At 68.1% G+C, this 16,616-nt stretch carries 15 protein-coding genes; 7 read left to right on the forward strand and 8 right to left on the reverse strand.

All coding sequences use genetic code 11. The features are described 5' to 3' along the window. Positions 1–5: 5 nt before the first annotated feature. From AC3WRI_RS08670 to AC3WRI_RS08695, 6 genes are all read right to left on the reverse strand, one after another. Positions 6–860, reverse strand: a complete 855-nt coding sequence (locus AC3WRI_RS08670; protein ID WP_041688341.1) for an IclR family transcriptional regulator — start codon at positions 858–860, stop codon at positions 6–8. Positions 861–898: 38 nt separating this feature from the next. After that, entirely contained in the window at positions 899–1,435 is a 537-nt protein-coding gene (locus AC3WRI_RS08675) for a cupin domain-containing protein (RefSeq protein WP_010811686.1), read from the reverse strand. Between the two features lie 34 nt (positions 1,436–1,469). Further along, positions 1,470–2,243 (reverse strand): SDR family oxidoreductase, encoded by a 774-nt coding sequence (locus AC3WRI_RS08680; RefSeq protein WP_010811687.1) that lies wholly within the window; start codon positions 2,241–2,243, stop codon positions 1,470–1,472. Beyond that, on the reverse strand, positions 2,236–3,297 hold the full coding sequence (locus tag AC3WRI_RS08685) for an aromatic ring-hydroxylating dioxygenase subunit alpha (RefSeq protein ID WP_011616776.1): 1,062 nt from the start codon (positions 3,295–3,297) through the stop codon (positions 2,236–2,238). Before AC3WRI_RS08685 ends, AC3WRI_RS08680 begins: the two co-directional genes overlap by 8 nt. Before the next feature lie 40 nt (positions 3,298–3,337). Further along, positions 3,338–3,643, reverse strand: a complete 306-nt coding sequence (locus tag AC3WRI_RS08690; RefSeq protein ID WP_010811689.1) for a recombinase-like helix-turn-helix domain-containing protein — start codon at positions 3,641–3,643, stop codon at positions 3,338–3,340. A gap of 250 nt (positions 3,644–3,893) precedes the next feature. Then, a complete protein-coding gene (locus AC3WRI_RS08695; protein ID WP_010811690.1) occupies positions 3,894–4,778 on the reverse strand; it encodes an alpha/beta fold hydrolase in 885 nt (294 codons plus the stop codon). Between the two features lie 314 nt (positions 4,779–5,092). On the opposite strand from AC3WRI_RS08695, the gene AC3WRI_RS08700 reads away from it, so the two are divergent. From AC3WRI_RS08700 to AC3WRI_RS08710, 3 genes are all read left to right on the forward strand, one after another. Then, positions 5,093–6,187, forward strand: coding sequence for a porin (locus tag AC3WRI_RS08700; RefSeq protein WP_010811691.1), 1,095 nt, complete (start codon positions 5,093–5,095; stop codon positions 6,185–6,187). A gap of 112 nt (positions 6,188–6,299) precedes the next feature. Next, positions 6,300–7,292, forward strand: a complete 993-nt coding sequence (locus AC3WRI_RS08705; protein ID WP_010811692.1) for a Bug family tripartite tricarboxylate transporter substrate binding protein — start codon at positions 6,300–6,302, stop codon at positions 7,290–7,292. A gap of 161 nt (positions 7,293–7,453) precedes the next feature. Beyond that, positions 7,454–7,945: a DUF421 domain-containing protein gene (locus AC3WRI_RS08710; RefSeq protein ID WP_010811693.1), complete on the forward strand. Its 492-nt coding sequence runs from the start codon at positions 7,454–7,456 to the stop codon at positions 7,943–7,945. Positions 7,946–7,994: 49 nt separating this feature from the next. Here the strand turns inward: AC3WRI_RS08710 and AC3WRI_RS08715 are convergent, their stop codons facing one another. Both AC3WRI_RS08715 and AC3WRI_RS08720 read right to left on the reverse strand, forming a co-directional pair. Next, entirely contained in the window at positions 7,995–10,073 is a 2,079-nt protein-coding gene (locus AC3WRI_RS08715) for a 3-hydroxyacyl-CoA dehydrogenase NAD-binding domain-containing protein (RefSeq protein ID WP_010811694.1), read from the reverse strand. Next, the gene (locus tag AC3WRI_RS08720; RefSeq protein ID WP_011616774.1) at positions 10,070–11,455 is read right to left on the reverse strand and encodes an MFS transporter; all 1,386 of its coding nucleotides are present in this window, start codon (positions 11,453–11,455) and stop codon (positions 10,070–10,072) included. Before AC3WRI_RS08720 ends, AC3WRI_RS08715 begins: the two co-directional genes overlap by 4 nt. Positions 11,456–11,988: 533 nt before the next feature. On the opposite strand from AC3WRI_RS08720, the gene AC3WRI_RS08725 reads away from it, so the two are divergent. The 4 genes from AC3WRI_RS08725 (at position 11,989) to AC3WRI_RS08740 (ending at position 16,535) form a co-directional block, all read left to right on the forward strand. Further along, positions 11,989–13,173, forward strand: coding sequence for an acyl-CoA dehydrogenase family protein (locus AC3WRI_RS08725; protein WP_058697851.1), 1,185 nt, complete (start codon positions 11,989–11,991; stop codon positions 13,171–13,173). A 53-nt stretch (positions 13,174–13,226) separates the two neighbouring features. Further along, positions 13,227–14,366, forward strand: a complete 1,140-nt coding sequence (locus tag AC3WRI_RS08730; RefSeq protein ID WP_492293120.1) for an acyl-CoA dehydrogenase family protein — start codon at positions 13,227–13,229, stop codon at positions 14,364–14,366. 295 nt (positions 14,367–14,661) lie between these two features. After that, a complete protein-coding gene (locus tag AC3WRI_RS08735; RefSeq protein ID WP_011616772.1) occupies positions 14,662–15,618 on the forward strand; it encodes an ABC transporter permease in 957 nt (318 codons plus the stop codon). Next, entirely contained in the window at positions 15,618–16,535 is a 918-nt protein-coding gene (locus AC3WRI_RS08740; protein ID WP_010811699.1) for an ABC transporter permease, read from the forward strand. The genes AC3WRI_RS08735 and AC3WRI_RS08740 overlap by 1 nt, the downstream gene beginning before the upstream one ends. The last annotated feature ends 81 nt before the right edge of the window (positions 16,536–16,616 follow it).

The following is a 16,616-nucleotide window of genomic DNA, read 5'->3' on the forward strand; positions in this document are numbered from 1 at the left end:
TGTCCTCACTCCCGATACAGATTCACCACCTTGGCGCCGCTGCTGCGCAGCGACGGGCGGTAGTCGAGCAGGCGCGACAACTCGCCCGCGGTATCCCTGACCTTCTCCACCATCGCATCCAGTTGCGCCGGATCGATATGCGCGGCGGGGATGGTGGCGCCCAACGCCGCCACCACCTTGCCGGTGCGGTCGCGCACGGGCGCGGCGATGGTGGAAATGCTGGCTTCGAAAAAGCCTTCCTGCAGCACGTAGCCGCGCTCGCGGTCGCGCTGCACGATCTCGTGCAGCTCGTCGACGGTGCGCGGCGTGCTCTCGGAAAACACCGCAAGCTGCGTCTCCGGGTACAGCGTGCGCAGCTCCGCCAGCGACAGGTCTTCCAGCAGCACGCGCCCCAGCACCGTGGCATGCGCGGGCAGGCGCGTGCCGACGTTGACCGAGCTGGCAAACGGCCGCGGCGACACCGCCTTGGCCACGTAGACGATCGAACGCCCGTCGCGCACCACCAGGTTGCTGGGATAGCCGATCTCGTCGCGCAGCCGCTCCAGCAGCGGGCGGCCCAGCTCGGTCAGCTCCAGCGACGCCAGGTATTCAAACCCCAGGCGCAGCACGGCCATGCCCAGCCGGAAATCCCGGCCGCCATCGGCGCGCTCGACAAAGCCCAGCATTTCCAGCGTGGCCAGCAGGCGGAACACGGTCGAGCGCGGCACCTTCAGGCGGCGCGCCAGTTCCGCTGCCGACATGGTGCGGTCCTTGCTGCTGAACTCGCTCAGCAGGCGCAGGCCGCGCTCCAGGCCCGGGACGATGTACTTGTCCGGGGTTTCGCTGGCGGCGGACGTGGCCGGGATGGGGTTGCTGCTCATGGCTTCGGTGGATGCGTGCTGACGGACGTTCGCCGGCATCAGCGCTTGATCTTCGTCAGCGGATGCTCGGGCGGGTAGGTCGGCGTGATCGGCTTCTTCGCGCCCAGCATCACGCACATCAGCGCGTCTTCCTCGCCGATGTTGATTTCCTCGCGGTAGACGCCCGGCGGCACCGAGACCAGGTCGCGGTCGGTCAGGATGGTCTCGTAGCGCTCGCCGTCCTTTTCCAAGATCAGCTTGACCTTGCCGCGCAGGATGAAGAACACCTCTTCCACGTCGGTGTGGATATGCGACGGGCCTTCATGGCCGGCCGGGATGATCATGGTGGAGAAGGTGAAATGCTCGCTCGGCACGGTGTTGGTGTCGGCGGCCACGCCGGTGCCGCCGGTGCCCAGGTAGCGCATCTGCGCGCGGCGGTACTTGGGGTCGTAGTCGGCCTGGAACTTCAGCGCGTCCCAGTCGTACTTGCGCGTGGAGAAGCGCGCCACGCGGCTTTCCATCCATTGGTCGAACGAAGCGTTCTCCGGCTGGTCCCAGGAACGCTTGATGTTTTGCGGTTGAGAAAGATCGCTCATTTGGATTCCTTCTGTTTTCAGTGGATCGGTTGGATCAATGCATGACAAAGCCGCCGTTGACCGCCAGCGTCTGGCCGGTCACGAAACGGGCGAGGTCGGACAGTGCAAACAGCACCGCGCCGCAAACATCGTCGGGCAGTTGCTCGCGCGTGATCGCGCGCTGCTCGCGGTACAGGTCGTGCCGGTGCTGCGGCACGTATTCGGTGGCTTCCACCAGCGTCAGGCCCGGGGCCACGGCGTTCACCGTGATCTGGTCCTTGCCCAGTTCACGCGCCAGCGAACGGGTCATGCCGATGATGGCGCTCTTGCTCGCCACGTAGGCAAGCAGGTTGGGCGCGCCCCACAGCGGCGTGTCCGAAGCCAGGTTGACGATGGCGCCGCGGCCGCTGGCGCGCAGCGCCGGCAGGCAGGCGGTGGTCATCAGCCAGGTGCCGCGCACGTTGACGTTCATCACGCGGTCCCAGGTGGCGATGTCGATGGCGGCGGCGTCACGGCCGCCGGAATCCGTCACGGCGGCGTTGTTGACCAGGCCGTCGAGCCCGCCCAGCGCCTTGACCGCGGCCTCGGCGCAAGCCTGCACCGAGGCCGGATCGGACAGGTCCAGCGTGACCGGCACCACCTTCAGGCCGCGGGCGCGCAGGGCGTCGGCTTCCTGCTGCAGGCGCTCGGCCAGGATGTCGGCCATGGCCACGGTGGCGCCGGCTTCGGCCAGCGCCTTGACGAAGGCCAGGCCCAGTCCGCGCGCGGCGCCGGTGACCAGCACCTTGCGCCCGGCCAGCAGCGTGTTGTTGGTGTTTGCCTCAGGCATGGCTGGCGGCTCCGGCGGGTTGCAGCATGGCGACGGGCTCGTCGGCCACTTCCTGCTCGGCGCGGCGCTTGAGCAGGCGGCGCACGCGGGTAATGCCGGCGTCGTGCTGGTACAGCATCTCGTGGTCGCGCGCGTTCGGGGCCATCATTTCCAGCACCACGCGGTCCTGCTCCAGCACGTCCCAGTGCAGCTGCTCCAGGCGGTTGCGGTACAGGAAGCGCCACACGTCGCGCTCCCAGCCCTGCACGTGGCGGGTACGCCAGAAGAACACCATGCAGTGGTCTTCATCCACCGGCGTGGCCATGCCGACGATGCCGAACGGGCCGCCGGGGCCGACGCTGGCGCGGTACGGAATCGCCAGGCGCAGCCACAGCGTGCCGGTCTCGCCAAATTCCACCCAGTCGAAATTGACGCCGCGCTGGCCGGTCTTCTCGAACACCAGGCCGTGCTCGGTCTCGCGCACCTGCATCACGGCGGACTTCTCGCCGCTGGCCATCGAGTGCGACACCGCATGCAGGTAGGCGCCGTGCATCGGGTCCATCACGTTGTCGATGGCGTAGCGGTAGTTGCAGTCCCAGTGCGCCACGCACAGGAAGTTGCTGTGTTCCTCGCTGACCAGTTCTTCCGGCAGGCGCAGTTCGTCGGGGCTGCCCTCGCCTTGCGGGGCCTGGTCCCCGAACCACAGGAAGATGGCGCCGGCCTTCTCCTGCACCGGGTAGCTGCGCACGCAGGTGCGGCCTTCCAGCGGGCAGCTTTCCACCGCCGGCACGCTCTTGACCTGGCCATCGCCGCCGACCTCGACGCCGTGGTACCAGCAGGCAACGCGGTCGCCCAGGTTCCAGCCCATCGACAGGCGCGCGCCGCGGTGCGGGCAGCGGTCTTCCAGGGCGTGGACCTGGCCTTCGCCGTCGCGCCACAGCACGATGTTCTGGCTCAGGCGGGTAATGCCGATCGGGGCATGGGACACCGCCCACGAGGCGGCGACCGGGTACCAGTAGTTGCGCAGGCCGGTGTTCAGGCGGGCTTCGGTGCGGGCTTGCTTGTTCGATTCCATGGTTTTCTCGCTTCGAGGCTGGACTTGGACTGGGGCGGGCTCAGGCACCCAGCCGGCGCATTTCGGACAGGAAGCGCTCTTCGGTCCAGGGCTGGCCGTCCACGCCCAGGAAGCCGGCGTCATTGAAGGCGCGCACGATGTCCTGCGGGTTCTGCGCGCCGCCTTCGAACGCGGCTTCGAGGGCATCGCCCAGCGCGTTCTCATAGGCGGTCGGCGCGGCGGCGCGGGTCTGCCAGACGATGTTGGCGACCTTGCCGGGCTGCTCGATATGGCCCTTGCCTGCCACGTTGTTCGGCGCCGGACGCTCCCAGGGCACCAGGTTCGGGTTGTACGAGAGGCTTTCCATTGCGCTTTGCTCCATGTCTTGCAGCGGGGGGACCGTGTTCCGCGTGCCTCGCCGACCGGTCTTGCGATCGCCTGGCTACGTTTTACTAATGAAACACTGGTTTAGATATTGAACACAGGTACGACTATAGACAACGCGGCCGCAAAAATTGACTGGGGTTAACCCGCGATCGGCATACGAAATCTGGAACGGGTGGCGCAAGCTGCGCGACACCGCTCGGGATGCGGCGGCAGGCGCCGCCGCGGTGGCTTCAGGTGGCGTCGTCCAGCACCGAGCGGATCAGCCGCGCGGTGGCGGCGGCCTGGTCGATATAGCAGGCGTGGCCGGCATCGGGGATCAGCGAGAACGGCAGGCCGAAGCGTTCGGCCAGCGTGCCGCAGGCTGGCGGCGTGGTGACGACATCGCGGCTGCCGCAGGCGATCTGCGTGGGCAAGGCATCGGGGCGCCGCGCCAGGTAGGCGTGGATGTCGTCGCCGCACAGCATCGCCACCGCCTGGCGGTAGCCGTCCGGGTTCAGCCGCTGCATGTTCCAGCGCACCCATGCCTGGGCGCCGGGGTCGGCTTCCTCGCTCAGCAGCCGGGCCGGGCCGCGTTGCGCCAGGCCATCAACGCCCAGGGATTCCAGCGCCTCCAGCCGCTGCCGCGCCACTTCCCTTGCCTGCGCCTCCCTGCCCGCGCCGCCGTAGCCTTGCGCCACGCTGAGCAACAGCAGGCGCGCGGGCAGCTGGCGCGCGTTGGCAACATAGGCCGCCGCCATCAGCGCGCCCAGCGAATGCCCGACGATCAACGCCGGCTGCACGCCCAGTGCCTGCAGCAGCCGGTCCAGCCGCTGCGCGTAGTCCGACGCCAGCGGCCGCGCCTGCGGCAGCGGCGACGAATCGCCATAGCCCGGCGCATCCCAGGCGATCACCCGCGCGTGCGCGGCCAGCAGGCTCGCGCACGGCAGCCACGACGCCGCCCCGGAACTGATGCCGTGCAGCAGCACGACCGCAGGGCCCGTGCTCCCGCCGCTGCGGTAAGCCACGCGCTCGCCGTCCGCGCCCACCTGCACCACGCGCTGGGCAAACCCGCTGTCGAGGGCTTCCAGCAACTGCCGGTCTGGCTCGGCCAGGATGTGGGGCTGATTTTGTTCCATATATAAAACTTAGGTTTGAGAATAAAACTTTTGAAGCATAGGCGTGTCGGAGCCCAGCCGGGATGAGGGTTAACGATAGAAAGATCGGAAACCTCCGCGCAGAGCCGGCGTTAGCCGTCGCGGCGTCGCCTCACTAGGGATAACCCTCCTCACATCTTGTGGAAACTCGCAGCTATATTTTGCTTGACGTTTCTTATGTTGTTTGATGTTTCATATATAAAACACAAAAGAGACCGAAACAGCATCCGCAGCCGCCATCCGCAGTGGCAGCGGACGACAAGACGACAAAACGGAAAACGGAAGGAAACTGGTAGATGAAACTTGCACGAATCGCCGCAGGCCTGGCCGCGGCTTTCCCCCTGCTGGCCTCGGCACAATCCTCGGTCACCCTGTACGGGGTCATCGACACGGGCGTCGAGTATGTGAGCAATGTCGGCGCCAACGGCGACGGCCTGGTGCGCATGCCCAACCTGACCGCGACCGTGCCCTCGCGCTGGGGCATCCGCGGCACTGAAGACCTTGGCGGCGGCCTGAAGAGCATCTTCGTGCTGGAGTCGGGCTTCTCGCCGGATTCGGGCACCTCCAACCAGGGCGGCCGCCTGTTCGGGCGCCAGGCGCTGGTCGGGCTGAGCAACCAGTACGGGCAGCTGTCGTTCGGCCGCCAGTACACCATGCTGTTCTGGGCCACGCTCGACAGCGATGTCCTGGGGCCCAACGTGTACGGCTCGGGCTCGCTCGACAGCTACCTGCCCAATACGCGCGCCGACAACGCGGTGTCGTACAAGGCCAACTTCAGCGGTTTCGTGGTGGGCGCCACCTACAGCTTCGGGCGCGATGCGGTCAACGCCGGCCCCAGCCCCTCGGGCACCAACTGCGCCGGCGAGAACGCCACCGACAAGAAGGCGTGCCGCCAGTGGTCGGCCATGCTCGGCTACGACAACAAGACCTGGGGCGTCACCGCCGCGTATGACTCGCAGCGCGGCGGCCCGGGCGCCTTCGGCGGCCTGACCAACAGCAACCTGACCGACGACCGCCTGTCTCTCGGCGGCTACATGCTGTTCCAGCGCACCAAGATCGGCGCCGGCTGGATCCGCCGCGACAACGAGGGCAGCCCCACCCCGATCAGCGACCTGTACTACGCCGGCGCGTCCTACGACATCACCCCCGCGGTCAACCTGGCCGGCCAGGTCTACTTCCTGAACTACCACGGCAGCGACAACCAGGCCATGCTGTATACGCTGCGCGCGATGTACAGCTTCAGCAAGCGCACCTCGGTGTACGCCACCGCCGGCTTCATCAACAACGGCGGCCAGCTGGCCATGTCGGTCAGCGGCGGCTCGCCTGGCTCGAACCCGCGCCCGGGCGAGAACCAGTGGGGCTCGATGATCGGCATCAAGCACGTTTTCTGATTTCCTCCGCGCCCCCCGGCGGTACCGTCCGGCGCATGCAAGGCGCCGGACGCCAACACAGCCATTGGCCCCGGCCCGTCCGGGCGCCACGTCTTACAGAGGTCTGAACATCATGAAGTCCGTACGCCGCAAAGTACTCGCCACGCTGGCCGCCGCGACCGCCCTGGTCGCTGCCACCGGCGGCACCGCCCTGGCCCAGGGTGCGTACCCGAACAAGCCCATCACCATCGTTGTAGCCTATCCGGCCGGCGGCGACGTCGACGTGCTGGCGCGCCTGTTCGCGGAAAAGCTCGCCCCGCGCCTGAAGCAGTCGGTGGTGGTGGAAAACCGCACCGGCGCCGCCGGCACCATCGGCAGCGCCTACGTGGCGCGCGCCAACCCGGACGGCTACACCCTGCTGCTGGCCCCCAACACCGTCGCCCTCGCGCCGCTGGTGCTCAAGGCCGGCACCGGCGCCAGCTATGACGTGCAGCACGACCTCACTCCCATCAGCCAGATCGGCACGCAGTCGCTGTTCGTGGTCGTCAACAAGGGCAGCGGCATCACCAAGGTCAGCGAGCTGGTGGCGCGCGCCAAGGCCGGCAAGGTGGAAACCTATGCCACGCCCGGCAATGGCTCGCCGATGCACATCATGGGCGAAATGTTCAACAAGTCCGCCGGCATCAAGATCAGCCAGGTGCCCTACCGCGGCTTGGCGCCGGCCATCGTCGACGTGATCGGCGGGCAGGTGCCGGTGACCTACATCACCTATGGCGCAATCTCGCAGTATGTCGGCAACGGCAGCCTGGTGCCGCTGGCGGTTGCGGACCAGAAGCGCTCGCCGTTCGCGCCCAACGTGCCGACGCTGGCCGAGCTGGGCTACAAGGACGTGGAAATCGGCGCCTGGCAGGCCCTGCTCGGACCCAAGGGCATGCCGGCCGACCTGGTGCGCACGCTCAACACGCACGTCAACGAGATCCTGAAGATGCCCGACGTGGTGGCGCGCATGGCCACCATCGCGGTCACGCCTGCGGGCGGCGAGCCGGCGGTGCTGTCGAAGCTGATCGCCGCCGACACCGCCCGCTACACCAAGGTGGTCAAGGAGTTCGGCATCCAGGCGGACTAGCCTGAGGCCGGACCGCCAGGCGTCCCCGCCGCGTGCGGGACGCCTGGCTTTCAGCGCAGCAAACCGTACGCGCCAGGTGTAAGAATTACCCGCGGCGCGGCGACTCCCGCGCCACAGCCGCCATCGTTGCAAAGTGGCCCGGAAGTTGCTGGGTAGCGCGCATGGACCTGTCGTTCGACTGGCGCGAAGCCCTCCTCCTGACCCTGTCCCCGCTCGAGATCATCGTGCGCGGCACGTTGATGTACTGGGTGCTGTTCCTGCTGTTCCGCTTCGTGGTCCGGCGCGACATCGGCTCGCTGGGCATCGCCGACCTGCTGTTGGTGGTGATCGTCGCCGACGCCGCGCAGAACGGCATGGCAGGCAACGGCGAGAGCGTCGCCGATGCCGTGCTGCTGGTGGTCACGCTGATCGCCTGGAACCGGCTGATCGACCTGCTGGCCTACCACTCCCCCGCTTTCCAGCGCTTTGCCGAACCCAGGAAGGTGCTGCTGGTGCGCAATGGCACCAAGCTGCGCGAGAACATGCGGCGCGAATCCATCACCGACGAAGAGCTCGAAGCCAAGTACCGGCAGGAGGGACTGGAATCGATCGACGAGGTCAAGGCGCTGTACCTGGAGGCCGACGGCAAGGTCAGCGTGGTCAAGAAGAAGTAAGCGCCTGGCCGGCGCATGGCACCGGCCGGCCGAGGCAGCCCTTGCTGCCTTAGAGATCGGCGAACCTGCGCCCCTGCGCCGCCAGTTCCTCCAGCAGTGGCGCCGGCGCGAAGTCCGCGCCATACAGCGCCTCATAGCGCCGCATCGCCGCCAGCACCTTGTCCAGCCCGATGGTGTCGGCATAGAACATCGGGCCGCCGCGATACACCGGCCAGCCGTAGCCGTTCACCCAGATCACGTCGATGTCCGAGGCGCGGATCGCCTTGCCTTCCTGCAGGATCTTCGCGCCTTCGTTGATCATCGGATAGATGCAGCGCTCCAGGATCTCCTGCTCCGACACCACGCGGCTGTTCCTGCCCTGTTTCGCGGCGAAGTCGCGAATGACCTGCTCGACCACCGGCGACGGCTTCGCGTTGCGCTGTTCGTCGTAGTCGTAGTAGCCGGCGCCGGCCTTCTGCCCGCGGCGGTCCATCTCGCACAGCACCTCGCGCAGCGTCGAGCCGCTGGACTTCTCGCGCACCCAGCCAAGGTCAAGCCCGGCGAGATCGCTCATGGCGAAGGGGCCCATCGGAAAGCCGAAGTCGTACAGCACGCGGTCCACGTCCCACGGCAGCGCCCCGTCCAGCACCAGCTTCTGGGCCTCGCGCTGGCGCTGGGCCAGCATGCGGTTGCCGACAAAACCCGGGCATACCCCGACCAGCGCCGCGACCTTGCCGATCTTGCGCGCGAGTTCCATCGCGGTGCGGATCACCGGCTTTGCGGTCTTGTCGCCGCGCACCACTTCCAGCAGCTTCATCACGTTGGCGGGCGAGAAGAAATGCAGGCCGATGACCGCCTCCGGGCGCGAGCTCGCGGCCGCGATCACGTTCACGTCCAGCGCCGAGGTATTGGTGGCAAGGATGGCGCCCGCTTTGGCGATCCGGTCCAGCTTGCCGAACAGCTCCTGCTTGACCTCCATGTTCTCGAACACCGCTTCGATGATCAGGTCGGCATCGGCCAGCAGCTGCAGGTCCAGCGTGGGCGTGAGCAGCGCCATGCGGGCCTCGACATCGGCCGCGCTCAGGCGCCCCTTGCGCGCGGTGTTGTCGTAGTTGGCCCGGATCGTCTTCAGGCCGCGGTCCAGCGCCTGCTGCGAGGACTCGACGATGGTCACCGGATAGCCGGCGTTGAGGAAGTTCATGGCGATGCCGCCGCCCATGGTGCCCGCGCCGACGATGCCGATGCGCCTGACCGCAAGGGCGGGCGTGTCGGCTCCCACATCCGGCACGTTCCATACCTGGCGCGAGGCAAAGAAGTAGTAGCGCTGGGCCGCCGACTGCGTGCCGTTGAGCAGTTCGGTGAACAGCTCGCGCTCGCGCTTCAGGCCGGCTTCGAATGGCAGCTCCACCGCCGCCTCGATGCAGCGGATATTGAACTCGGGCGCATCGAAGCCGCGAAAGCGCCGCGCATTGGCCTTGCGGAAGGCAGCGAACAGTTCCGGCTTGCCGCGCGCGGCCGCCACCTTGTCATCGGATTCGCGCACCTTGCGCAGGGGCCGCTTCTCGGCCACCACCTTGCGTGCGAACGCCACCGCGTCGGCACGCAACGAGGCGTCATCGGTCAGCAGGTCGACCAGACCCATCTCCGCCGCTGCGCTGGCCGCCACGTGCGTGCCCGAGGTGACCATCTCCAGCGCCTGTTCCGGGCCCACGATACGCGGCAGCCGCTGGGTGCCGCCCGCCCCCGGCAGCAGGCCGAGATTGACTTCCGGCAGCCCGCACTTTGCCGAGCGCGTGGCAATGCGGTAGTGGCACACCAGCGCCAGCTCCAGCCCGCCGCCGAGCGCGGTGCCGTGGATGGCAGCCACCACCGGCTTGGGCGCGTCCTCGATCATGGCCTGCACCTCCGCCAGCGACGGGCCCGCCGGCGGCTTGCCAAACTCGGTGATGTCCGCGCCCGCGACAAAGGTCTTGCCGGCGCAGATCAGCACCACGGCCTTGACGGCATCGTCGGCGAGCGCGCGCGCCATGCCGTCGCGGATGCCGCTGCGCACGGCGGCGGACAGTGCATTGACGGGGGGCGAGTCGAGGCTCAGGACGGCGATGTCGGCGTCCACCGTGAGGTCGGTCACGGCGTTGATGGCGGTCATGGATCGGTTCTCCTGGATTGAATCGGTGTGGGGTGCCGGTGCAGGCCCGGCGGATGCTCAAGCGCCGCCCTGCGCCGGCGCGGGTCGACAATGCGCAGGGCCAGCACGAAGGCGGCGCACTTGACCACGATGGCGAGCGCGAACACCACCCAGAAGCGCACGCCCTGGGCCAGCAGGCCGCCGCAGACCGGGCCGATGGCCATCATCGCGTAGGTGGCGGTATCGGACACCGCCAGCAGCATGGGCCGGTCCTTGCGGCTGCCGAACTCCATCACGAGGTTGTCAGCCGAGATGAAGAAGCCGCCAAAGGCGGCCCCCAGCCCACAGAAGGCAAGCAGGACGCCGGGCAGCGTGGTGCCGCACAACAGCAGCAGCGTTGCCGCCACCCACAGCGCGATGCTGGCCAGGAACACCAGCCGGTAGCCGTGGCGGTCGGCGATGCGGCCCCAGGCCAGGCTGCTGGTGGTCTGCGCCAGCAGGTAGGCCAGGCTCATGTAGCCCAGCACCGCACCGGACAGGTCGATATGGGTGCCGGCATAGATCGCATAGAACGGCATCGCCATCATGCCGGACGCCACCAGCGCGCGCGCCACGAAAAAGCGCACGAAATCGCGGTCCGCACGCAGCAGCGCCGGCACCTCGGCCAGGCGGCGCAGGAAGCCCGCCGGCAGGCGCACGTCGTGCAGGGTCGGCTCGCGCATCTGCGTGAGCGCTGAAATGCCGATGCTGGTCAGCACAAAGGCCGCCAGGAAGGTGGCGGCATAGCCGTTGCCCAGCACCTGGTTGCCCACCAGGTAGCGCCCGCCCAGCCACGCCACCGCGGCCGCGGTGAGCCCGCCGCAGAAATTGCGCAGCGCGGTCAGCCGGCCGCGGCGCGCCAGTGGGATGATCTTGGAGGTCAGGTAGTTGAAGCTGACGTTCTGCACGCCGTTGAGCAGCCCGAACAGCAGCAGGAAGATGCCCGCCGCGACCAGCGCCGCCTCGCCCGACAGCCACAGCGCCGACAGCGCCAGCCCCAGGATCTGCGCGCGCACCAGCCAGCCCACCAGATAGATCAGCGGCAAGACGCGCGGGCGGTGCTCGATCAGCGTGGCGCCCCAGATCGACGACGCGGCCATGCCCGCATATTGCGCGGACAGCACGATGCCGACAGTCAGCTTGGAGCCGGACAGCAGGTACAGGTAGGCCGGCACGAAGGTGGGCGCGGTCACCAGCCGGAACCCGGTCATGCCCAGCATGCCGTGCGCCAGGTACGCGCGGGCGTTGCGCGGCAGGTGCTGGTCGACATGCTGGAGATAGCACCGCTCAGCCTGCTCATGCGCGCTCAGGTCAGGCCCCTCGTCGGGGCCGGCTACCCGCTCGGGGGTCCGCTCGCCTGTCATGCGCCGAGACCTGTGCCGCCTGAATCCACCCAGCGCACGCGGTCCGGCGCCCGGGCACCGGGATACGAAACGGTTCGCTGGTCGAGCGAAGGCATGACGACGGGCACGGCTTGGTCTCCCTATGGCACCGGTCTGCGTTGGCAAGCTGCCTGTCCGGCATCGCACGCAACCGGCGTATCCCGTTTTTTAGTGATAACAGTATGTTTTGAATGGATGCTACCACAGGAAACATCTTCAACGACCGGCCTTCCTTTCACTGGGTGGCTACGTCGATTTACCGCTTATTTCCTCGGATTTTTCGTGCTGCAGCGCAACCTCAGACATGACCCATGGCCTGCAATGCACGCACATCGGAGATCCGGCCGCTGCTCCCGCCACATCCATTTTAGGTAATTGAGTATTGACGCTGCCAGATGCGACTTGTATAACGGGATACGCCGCCTGGCCGACCAGCCAGGTGCGGGCGACCTCACCGGCAGCGCGCCAGAGAAAGAGGCGTCCAGCGAAAGGCACCTGAGCACAAGGAGACACGCGTGGACGAGTTGGAGACCTTCCGGCAGCAAGCGCGCGCCTGGCTGGAGCAGAACTGTCCGGCCGAGATGCGGCAGCCGGTGCGCAACGAAGACGACATCTGCTGGGGCGGGCGCAGGTTCCGCTTCCAGTCCGAGGCCCAGCGCCAGTGGCTTGGCCGCATGGCCGACAAGGGCTGGACCGTGCCCGAATGGCCCACGGAATACGGCGGCGCCGGCCTGGCGCGCGAGCAGGCCAAGGTGCTGCGCGAGGAAATGGCCCGGCTCGGCTGCCGCGTGCCGCTGCAGAGTTTCGGCATCTCCATGCTTGGCCCCGCCCTGCTCAGGTACGGCACCGAAGCCCAGAAGCGCGAGCACCTGCCCCGCATCGCCCGCGGCGAAATCCGCTGGTGCCAGGGCTACTCCGAGCCCAACGCCGGTTCCGACCTGGCCGCGCTGCAGACCCGCGCCGAGGACCGCGGCGATCATTTCCTGGTCAACGGCCAGAAGGTGTGGACGTCCTATGCCGACCAGGCCGACTGGATCTTCTGCCTGGTGCGCACCGATGCTGCGGCGCAAAAGCACACCGGCATCAGCTTCCTGCTGTTCGACATGGAAACGCCGGGTGTGACGACCCGGCCCATCCTGCTGATCTCCGGCAAATCCCCCTTCTGCGAGACCTTCTTCGACGACGTCGCGGTGCCGCGCGCACAGCTGGTCGGCGAGCTCAACGGCGGCTGGGAGATTGCCAAGTACCTGCTCACCCACGAGCGCGAGATGATCAGCGCCATCGGCAGCCGCGGCATGCGGCAGCCGCTTGGCGCGCATGCGGCAAAGGCCATCGGGCTGGACGCCGCCGGCCGGCTCGACGAGCCGATGCTGCGCGCACACGTCGCACAGTTCGAGATCGACGAAGCCGCCTTTGCCGCGGCCGGCGAGCGGGTGCGCGACCTGGCCCGCCAGGGCGAGGGCATCGCGGCGTTCTCGTCGGTGCTCAAGTACTACGGCGCGGAACTGAACAAGCGCCGCTACGAGCTGCTGATGTCGATCGGCGGCAGCGACGCGCTGGAATGGGAAAGCGAGCGCAGCCAGCAGGGCGCGCTGGCACGCGCGTGGCTGCGCAGCAAGGCGAACTCGATCGAGGGCGGCACCAGCGAGGTCCAGCTCAACATCGTCGCCAAGCGCCTGCTCGGCCTGCCGGGCGCCTGAGCCCGGCCCCGTGCGCTTCCCCCGCTGCCCCGTACCCAGACACGAGTCCGCCCATGCCCATCGTACTGAACCAGACGCAGGAAATGCTGCGCGACAGCGCCCTGACCTTCCTGCGCGAATCCGCCCCGATCTCCGCGCTGCGCACGCTGCGCGATACCCGCGACGAGACCGGCTTCTCCCGCGCCTTGTGGCAGCAGCTCGCTGAACTCGGCTTCGCCGGCGTGCTGGTGCCCGAGCAATATGGCGGCAGCGGCCTGGGCGTAGTGGAGGCCGGCGTCATCATGGAAGCGATCGGGCGCACGCTGGCGCCCTCGCCATTCCTGTCCACCGCCGTGCTGGGCGCGGCGCTGCTCAGCCACTACGGCAGCGATGCGCAGCGCACGGCGATGCTGCCCGCCATCGCCGCCGGCCAGCACCTGACCGCGCTGGCACTGGAAGAGAGCGCCAGGCACCGGCCCACGCGCCATGCCCTGCGCGCAAGCGCCGACGGCGACGGCTTCCGCCTCGATGGCGACAAGGTCTTTGTCGTCGATGGCCACGTCGCCGACACCCTGATCGTGGCGGCGCGCACCGCCGGCGCGCGCGACGACCGCGACGGCATCACGCTCTTCCTGGTGCCCGCCGGCAGCGCCGGCCTCTCGATCGAGCGCACGGTCATGGCCGACGCCACCAATGCGGCGCGCGTGACCCTGCGCGAGGTCCGGCTGCCGGCCGCCGCTGTGCTGGGCACCCCCGGCAATGGCGCCGCCATGCTGGAGCGCGTGCTGGACGTGGGCCGCGCCGTGCTGGCATCCGAACTGCTCGGCATCGCCGACGAAACCTTCGACCGCACGCTTGCCTACCTGAAGGAGCGCCGCCAGTTCGGCCACATCATCGGCGAGTACCAGGCGCTGCAGCACCGCGCCGCGCACCTGTTCACCGAGATCGAGATCACCCGCGCCGCCGTGCTGCAGTGCCAGCAGCGGCTCGATGCCGGCACGGACGACACCGCCGGCCTGGTCTGCGTGGCCAAGGCGCGCGCTGGCACCACCGCGACTCTGGCCGTGCAGGAGGGCGTGCAGATGCATGGCGGCATCGGCATGACCGACGCGCTGGAGATCGGCTTCTTCATGAAGCGGGCACGCACCGCCCAGGAACTGCTCGGCGATACCAACGTCCAGTTGCAGCGCTGGGCGACGCTGCGCGGCTACTAGCCGGCGCGTCCCGCACACCGCCGCGGGACCATGGAAAACCACTAGCTTTTCCGCGCGGCAATCGGGTTGTTTTCGTTTCGAACGATCAGTATGCTGGGATCACGGCCTCGCAAGACCACCCGCAACGGTATTTCGCCACTGGCGCAATATCAAGAAATCACCCCCCCAGCAGCATGATCCGGTGCTGGCGGATGCAAGGGGATCGGGAGACAGGAGACGACATGTACCAAGCATCATGCAGATTCGTGTTGCCGGTATCTTCCGTTTCGGCTAGCCGCGCCAAGGCAGGGCTGCGATGAGCGCCTACGTGCTGCGCCGGCTGCTGGCGCTGATTCCCACGCTCTTGTTTGCCAGCCTGATCGTCTTCACCATCGTGCGCATGGTGCCGGGCGATGTGGTCGACCTGATGCTGAGCCAGAACGACATCAGCGCCGATACCCGTACCCGTGAAGACCTGGTCCGCGCCCTCGGCATGGACCGCCCGATGTGGCAGCAGTATGTGCACTGGGTCGGCGGCATCGTGCTGCGCGGCGACCTGGGCCAGTCGCTGTGGCAGGGCGAGCCGGTGCTGTCGATGGTGACCGCGCGCATTCCCGCCACCTTCTCGCTGGGCGTGATCGCGCTGGTGGTGGCGCTGTCGGTGGCGCTGCCGATCGGCGTGCTGTCGGCCATCCGCCAGGACAGCGCCGCCGACTATATCGCGCGCTCGTTCTCCATCCTGATGCTGGCCATCCCCAGCTTCTGGCTAGGCACCATGGTGATGGTGTTCCCGTCGGTCTGGTGGGGCTGGTCGCCCGAGGCCCGCTACGTGCCCTTCCATGAAGACCCGGTGCAGCATGTGCGCAACATGCTGATCCCCGCCATCGTGCTGGGCATGGCGCTGTCCGCCATCACCATGCGCATGACGCGCACCATGATGCTGGAGGTGCTGCGCCAGGACTATATCCGCACGGCCTGGGCCAAGGGCCTGAGCGAGCGCCTGGTGGTGCTGCGCCACGCCTTGCGCAATGCGCTGATCCCGGTGGTGACGCTGATCGGGCTGCAGGCGCCGCTGCTGATCGGCGGCGCGGTCATCATCGAGCAGATCTTCGCGCTGCCCGGCATGGGCCTGCTGCTGCTCGACGCCGTGCACCAGCGCGACTATCCGGTCATCACCGGCGTATTCCTGGTGGTGGGTGTCGCGGTGATGCTGATCAACCTGCTCGTCGACCTGAGCTACGGGCTGTTCGATCCGAAAGTGAGGCACCGCTGATGGCCAAGCCCGCCCTGCACCCCAATCCCGCCGCCCCCGCGGCCGCTGCCGCACCGGTCCGGCGCGCCGTGCCCGGCCGCGGGCTGCTCAGGCGGCTGTTCCGCGACAAGCCGCTGGGCGCCGCCGGCGCCGTCATCTGCGCCATCTTCCTGTTCTGCGGCGTGTTCGCCGACCTGCTGGCGCCGTACGGCATGAACGAGATCAGCATGCTGCAGCGGCTGCAGGCGCCCTCCTGGGCGCATCCGTTCGGCACCGACAACCTTGGCCGCGACATGCTGTCGCGCTGCCTGTACGGCGCGCAGCTGTCGGTGGTGATCGGCCTGAGCGCGGCCACGCTGGCCACGGCGATCTCGGTGCTGCTCGGCATCCTGACCGGCTACCTCGGCGGCAAGCTGGACCTGATCGTGCAGCGCATGGTCGATGCCTGGATGAGCTTCCCGGACCTCGTGATCCTGATCGTGGTGGTCTCGGTGCTGGGCCCGGGCAGCTGGCAGATCGTCTGCACGCTGGGGCTGCTGCTTGGCATCGGCGGCTCGCGCATCGTGCGCAGCGCGGTGGTCTCGGTGCGCGAGAACATGTATGTCCACGCCGCGCAGTCGATGGGCGCGTCCACCACGCGCATCCTGTGGCGCCATATCCTGCCCAATGTGCTGCCCCCGGTGATCGTGCTGTTCACCACCCGGGTCGGCACGGCAATCCTGGCGGAATCGGGCCTGTCCTTCCTGGGCCTGGGCGTGCCGCCGCCCGCGCCGACCTGGGGCGGCATGCTGTCCGGCGATGGGCGCACCTTCATGTTCCAGGGCCCCTGGCTGGCGCTGGCGCCGGGCATCTGCCTCACCATCGTGGTCTACGCGATCAACATCTACGGCGACGCCCTGCGCGACCTGCTGGACCCGCGCATGCGCGGCACACGCTAGCACCTGTCCCGAATTGCAGTCCCCTGCCGCTAGCGCGGTGGGGCACGGAATCTCCCGGCGGCGATGCCGCCGGGCCAACGG

It is taken from the genome of Cupriavidus sp. FW305-27 (assembly GCF_058787995.1).

What these genes read in the sequence shown, in the direction of transcription:
- AC3WRI_RS08735 (WP_011616772.1), top strand. Translation starts at nt 14,662, where the DNA reads ATGAGCGCCTACGTGCTGCGCCGGCTGCTGGCGCTGATTCCCACGCTC.
- AC3WRI_RS08705 (WP_010811692.1), top strand. Translation starts at nt 6,300, where the DNA reads ATGAAGTCCGTACGCCGCAAAGTACTCGCCACGCTGGCCGCCGCGACC.
- AC3WRI_RS08690 (WP_010811689.1), bottom strand. Translation starts at nt 3,643, where the DNA reads ATGGAAAGCCTCTCGTACAACCCGAACCTGGTGCCCTGGGAGCGTCCG.
- AC3WRI_RS08685 (WP_011616776.1), bottom strand. Translation starts at nt 3,297, where the DNA reads ATGGAATCGAACAAGCAAGCCCGCACCGAAGCCCGCCTGAACACCGGC.
- AC3WRI_RS08730 (WP_492293120.1), top strand. Translation starts at nt 13,227, where the DNA reads ATGCCCATCGTACTGAACCAGACGCAGGAAATGCTGCGCGACAGCGCC.
- AC3WRI_RS08710 (WP_010811693.1), top strand. Translation starts at nt 7,454, where the DNA reads ATGGACCTGTCGTTCGACTGGCGCGAAGCCCTCCTCCTGACCCTGTCC.
- AC3WRI_RS08695 (WP_010811690.1), bottom strand. Translation starts at nt 4,778, where the DNA reads ATGGAACAAAATCAGCCCCACATCCTGGCCGAGCCAGACCGGCAGTTG.
- AC3WRI_RS08670 (WP_041688341.1), bottom strand. Translation starts at nt 860, where the DNA reads ATGAGCAGCAACCCCATCCCGGCCACGTCCGCCGCCAGCGAAACCCCG.
- AC3WRI_RS08700 (WP_010811691.1), top strand. Translation starts at nt 5,093, where the DNA reads ATGAAACTTGCACGAATCGCCGCAGGCCTGGCCGCGGCTTTCCCCCTG.
- AC3WRI_RS08680 (WP_010811687.1), bottom strand. Translation starts at nt 2,243, where the DNA reads ATGCCTGAGGCAAACACCAACAACACGCTGCTGGCCGGGCGCAAGGTG.
- AC3WRI_RS08740 (WP_010811699.1), top strand. Translation starts at nt 15,618, where the DNA reads ATGGCCAAGCCCGCCCTGCACCCCAATCCCGCCGCCCCCGCGGCCGCT.
- AC3WRI_RS08720 (WP_011616774.1), bottom strand. Translation starts at nt 11,455, where the DNA reads ATGACAGGCGAGCGGACCCCCGAGCGGGTAGCCGGCCCCGACGAGGGG.
- AC3WRI_RS08675 (WP_010811686.1), bottom strand. Translation starts at nt 1,435, where the DNA reads ATGAGCGATCTTTCTCAACCGCAAAACATCAAGCGTTCCTGGGACCAG.
- AC3WRI_RS08715 (WP_010811694.1), bottom strand. Translation starts at nt 10,073, where the DNA reads ATGACCGCCATCAACGCCGTGACCGACCTCACGGTGGACGCCGACATC.